Origin of the sequence: Streptomyces sp. UH6, from assembly GCF_013421635.1 — a bacterium.
Taxonomy (GTDB): Bacteria; Actinomycetota; Actinomycetes; order Streptomycetales; family Streptomycetaceae; genus Streptomyces; species Streptomyces abyssomicinicus.
Genome location: NZ_JACADT010000538.1, coordinates 1 through 3,891, shown reverse-complemented (window position 1 = coordinate 3,891; position 3,891 = coordinate 1). Strand labels below are relative to the sequence as shown.

Sequence of the window (3,891 nt, the reverse complement as noted above, 5' to 3'; positions counted from 1 at the left end):
GCGCTCACCGCGCTCGCCCGGCACGCCGGGGACCGCCCGCTCGGCGCCAAGCTCCGCTGCGGCGGGGTGCGGGCCGAGCTGTTCCCGAGCACGGAGCAGGTGGCCTCGTTCATCACCGCGTGCGTCGCGGCGGGCGTGCCGTTCAAGGCGACCGCCGGACTCCACCAGGCGGTCCGCCACACCTCCCCGGAGACCGGCTTCACCCACCACGGATACCTCAACCTGCTGCTCGCCACGGCCACGGCCGCGAACGGCGGCGACCGAGTCGCCGTGCGGCGTGTCCTGGAGACCGAGGACTCCGCCGAACTCACGTCGCGCGCCCTGGCGTTGACCGGCGACGAGTCGGCCGCCGCGCGCCGGGCGCTGGTCTCCTACGGCTCCTGCTCCACCGCCGCCCCCGTCCGTGAGGCCGGACTCCTCCTCGGCTCCCCCTCCTGACCCGGGACTCCCGACCCCGGACCCCTGACCCCGGGCTCCTGATCCCGGGCTCCTGATCCCGGACCCGACTCGCTTCGAAGGACCACCGATGACCACCACCTGGGTCCCCGTCCCCGACGGCTCCCCGTTCCCGATCCAGAACCTCCCCTACGGCGTCTTCACGCCGAAGGCCGGCGGCGCCGCCCGCGTCGGCGTCGCCATCGGCGAGCAGGTCCTCGACCTCGCGGCCGTCCTGGGCGACGACACCTTCGCCCACGCCTCGCTCAACGCCTTCATGGCGCAGGGCCGCGCCCGCTGGCAGGAGGTGCGCGCGGAGATCACCCGCCTGCTCACCGACGAGGCCCACCGCGCCGCCGTGGCGCCGCACCTGTCCGCGCAGGCCGACGTCACCCTCGGCATGCCCTTCGAGGCCGCCGACTACGTGGACTTCTACGCCTCCGAGCACCACGCCTCCAACATCGGCCGGATGTTCCGGCCCGACAGCGACCCGCTCACCCCGCAGTGGAAGCACCTGCCGATCGGCTACCACGGCCGGGCCGGCACCCTCGTGCCCTCCGGCACCCCGGTGGTCCGCCCCCGCGGCCAGCAGCGGCCCGCCGAGGCCGGGGCCCTGCCCGGCTTCGGCCCGTCGGCCCGCCTGGACATCGAGGCCGAGGTCGGCTTCGTCGTCGGCACCCCCTCCGCGCTGGGCCGTCCGGTCGCCGCCGACGACTTCCGCGAGCACGTCTTCGGCGTCACCCTGGTCAACGACTGGTCGGCGCGCGACATCCAGAACTGGGAGTACGTGCCGCTCGGCCCGTTCCTCGGCAAGTCCTTCGCCACTTCCGTCAGCCCCTGGGTCGTCCCGCTGGACGCCCTGGAGGCCGCCCGCGTCGCACCGCCCGCCCGCGAGCACGCACTGCGCCCGTACCTGGCGGAGCGGGAGGACTGGGGCCTCGACCTCACCCTCGAGGTCCGCCTCAACGGCCACCTGGTCGCCACCCCGCCCTTCGCCACCATGTACTGGACCCCCGCCCAGATGCTGGCCCACATGACGGTCAACGGCGCCTGTCTGCGCACCGGCGACTTCTACGCCTCCGGCACCGTCTCCGGCCCGGACGCGGACCAGCGCGGCTCCTTCATGGAGCTGAGCTGGGGCGGCGCGGAGCCCTTCGCGCTGCCCGACGGCACCAAGCGCACCTTCCTGGAGGACGGCGACGAGGTCACCATCACCGCCACCGCCCCCGGCGCGGACGGCGTCACCATCGGCTTCGGCGAGGTCAGCGGCCGCATCCTGCCCGCCGTGGAGGCGTGAGCCGTGAGCATGGACAAGACGGTGGCGACGGCGGCCGAGGCGGTCGCCGACATACCCGCCGGCGCCCGCCTCGCCGTCGGCGGCTTCGGCGTCTGCGGCGTGCCGCAGGAACTGATCGACGCGCTGTACGACCAGGGCGCCGACGCCCTGGAGGTGGTCTCCAACAACTGCGGCACCGACGACCACGGCCTCGGCATCCTGCTCCGCGCGGGCCGGATCGCGCGGGTGACCGGGTCGTACGTCGGGGAGAACAAGGAGTTCGCCCGCCAGTACCTGGCCGGCGAACTGGAACTGGAACTCGTCCCCCAGGGCACCCTCGCCGAACGGCTGCGGGCCGGCGGGGCGGGCATCCCCGCGTTCTACACCCCCGCCGGAGTCGGCACCGCCGTCGCCGAGGGCGGCGTGCCCTGGCGGTACGCGGCCGACGGCTCGGTGGCGGTCGAGTCCCCGGCCAAGGAGGTCCGCGCGTTCGGAGGGCGGAGCTACGTCCTGGAGGAGGCGGTCACCACCGACTACGCGCTGGTCCGCGCCTCCCGGGGCGACCGCCACGGCAACCTCGTGTTCGACAAGACCACCGCCAACTTCAACCCGCTGTGCGCCATGGCCGGCCGGATCACCGTCGCCGAGGTCGAGGAACTCGTCGAGCCCGGCGAGATCGACCCGGCCGAGGTCCACCTGCCCGGCGTCTACGTCCAGCGCGTGGTCGCCGTGCGCCGCCGGAACGCCAAGCCGGTGGAGAAGCGCACCGTGCGCGAAGCCGTGGACGCGGCCGAAGGGAGCGCCGCCTGATGGCCTGGACCCGTACCGCGATGGCGGCCCGTGCCGCCCTCGAACTGCCCGACGGCGCCTACGTGAACCTCGGCATCGGCCTGCCCACGCTGATCCCCGACCACCTCCCCGAAGGCGTCCACGTCGTCCTCCACTCGGAGAACGGCATCCTCGGCACCGGCCCCTACCCCACGCCGGACGCCGTCGACCCGGACCTCGTCAACGCCGGCAAGGAGACCGTCACCGTCCTGCCCGGCGCCTCCTACTTCGACTCGGCGCTCAGCTTCGGCATGATCCGGGGCCGTCACCTGGACGTCGCCGTCCTCGGCGGCATGCAGGTCTCCGCCGGCGGCGACCTGGCCAACTGGGCCGTGCCCGGCAAGATGATCAAGGGGATGGGCGGGGCCATGGACCTGGTCCACGGCGCCCGCCGGGTGATCGTCCTCATGGAGCACACCGCCCGGGACGGCGGGGCCAAGCTCGTGGAGTCCTGCACCCTGCCGCTGACCGGCCGGGCCTGCGTGGACCGGGTGATCACCGACCTCGGCGTCCTCGACGTCACCGAGGAGGGCTTCCGCCTGGTCGAGCTCGCCCCCGGCGTCACCGAGCGGGAACTCCGCGACCGCACGGCCGCGCCGGTCCTCGCCCCGGCCACGGTCTGACCCCGGTCCCGCCCCGCACGTCCCGCGCCGACTCGCCGTGGCGTGGCGTGGCGTGGCGTGGCGGGGCGGGGCGGGCCGGGGGCGTCCGACGGGTCAGTGGAGGACGGGCCGGTAGACCAGTTCCTGGACGCGGCCGTCGAGGGTCCGGCTCTCGATCAGCTCCAGGTCGAAGTCCTCCGCGCCCCGGAAGACCGGGTCCAGGCCGGTCCGGCCGGTGATCACCGGGAAGACCGTCACCTGGAGACGGTCGACCAGACCGGCCGCCATCAGCGCCCGGTTCATCGACAGGCTGCCGTGCGAGCGCAACGGCACCTCGGACTCCTCCTTGAGACGGGCCACCACGTCGACGGCGTCACCGCTCACGACCGTCGCGTCCCGCCAGTCGAGGGGAGCCTCCAGCGTCGTCGACACCACCGTTGCCGGCAGGCTCCTCAGCCGCGTGACCCACGCGTCGTGCACCCCCGGCTCCTCGGTGTCCGAGGACAGCAACCGCGCGAAGGCCCGGTAGGTGTTCGCCCCCATGACGAACCGCTGCTCCACGCTGTACTGGGCGAGGCGGTGATGGAGCAGCTCCGGGCCCTGCTTGCCCCAGTAGCCGGTCCAGTCACCGCCGGCGGCGCCGTAGCCGTCGAGACTGGAGAAGACGTCGAACGTGTACAGGGCGGGCATGCGTTCTCCTCGGGCTTGACCGGCCGGACGGGCGCGGGGCGGTTCGGGGGCGCGGGGCCG

4 protein-coding genes and 1 pseudogene are annotated in these 3,891 nt (G+C 74.1%); 4 read left to right on the top strand and 1 reads right to left on the bottom strand.

The annotated features are described in order from the left end of the window. From HW445_RS21565 to HW445_RS21550, 4 genes and pseudogenes are all read left to right on the top strand, one after another. Positions 1-438, top strand: a pseudogene (locus HW445_RS21565) (hypothetical protein); the annotation flags it as partial. An 88-nt stretch (positions 439-526) separates the two neighbouring features. Beyond that, positions 527-1,732: a fumarylacetoacetase gene (fahA, locus tag HW445_RS21560; protein ID WP_180222627.1), complete on the top strand. Its 1,206-nt coding sequence runs from the start codon at positions 527-529 to the stop codon at positions 1,730-1,732. 9 nt (positions 1,733-1,741) lie between these two features. After that, entirely contained in the window at positions 1,742-2,521 is a 780-nt protein-coding gene (locus HW445_RS21555) for a CoA transferase subunit A (RefSeq protein WP_180222628.1), read from the top strand. Next, complete coding sequence (locus tag HW445_RS21550; protein ID WP_180222626.1) at positions 2,521-3,162, top strand: 3-oxoacid CoA-transferase subunit B; 642 nt, start codon at positions 2,521-2,523, stop codon at positions 3,160-3,162. Before HW445_RS21555 ends, HW445_RS21550 begins: the two co-directional genes overlap by 1 nt. A gap of 93 nt (positions 3,163-3,255) precedes the next feature. Here HW445_RS21550 and HW445_RS21545 read toward each other — a convergent pair whose 3' ends face one another. Then, complete coding sequence (locus HW445_RS21545; RefSeq protein WP_180222625.1) at positions 3,256-3,831, bottom strand: dihydrofolate reductase family protein; 576 nt, start codon at positions 3,829-3,831, stop codon at positions 3,256-3,258. Between the last annotated feature and the right edge of the window lie 60 nt (positions 3,832-3,891).

What these genes read in the sequence shown, in the direction of transcription:
- fahA (WP_180222627.1), top strand. Translation starts at nt 527, where the DNA reads ATGACCACCACCTGGGTCCCCGTCCCCGACGGCTCCCCGTTCCCGATC.
- HW445_RS21555 (WP_180222628.1), top strand. Translation starts at nt 1,742, where the DNA reads ATGGACAAGACGGTGGCGACGGCGGCCGAGGCGGTCGCCGACATACCC.
- HW445_RS21550 (WP_180222626.1), top strand. Translation starts at nt 2,521, where the DNA reads ATGGCCTGGACCCGTACCGCGATGGCGGCCCGTGCCGCCCTCGAACTG.
- HW445_RS21545 (WP_180222625.1), bottom strand. Translation starts at nt 3,831, where the DNA reads ATGCCCGCCCTGTACACGTTCGACGTCTTCTCCAGTCTCGACGGCTAC.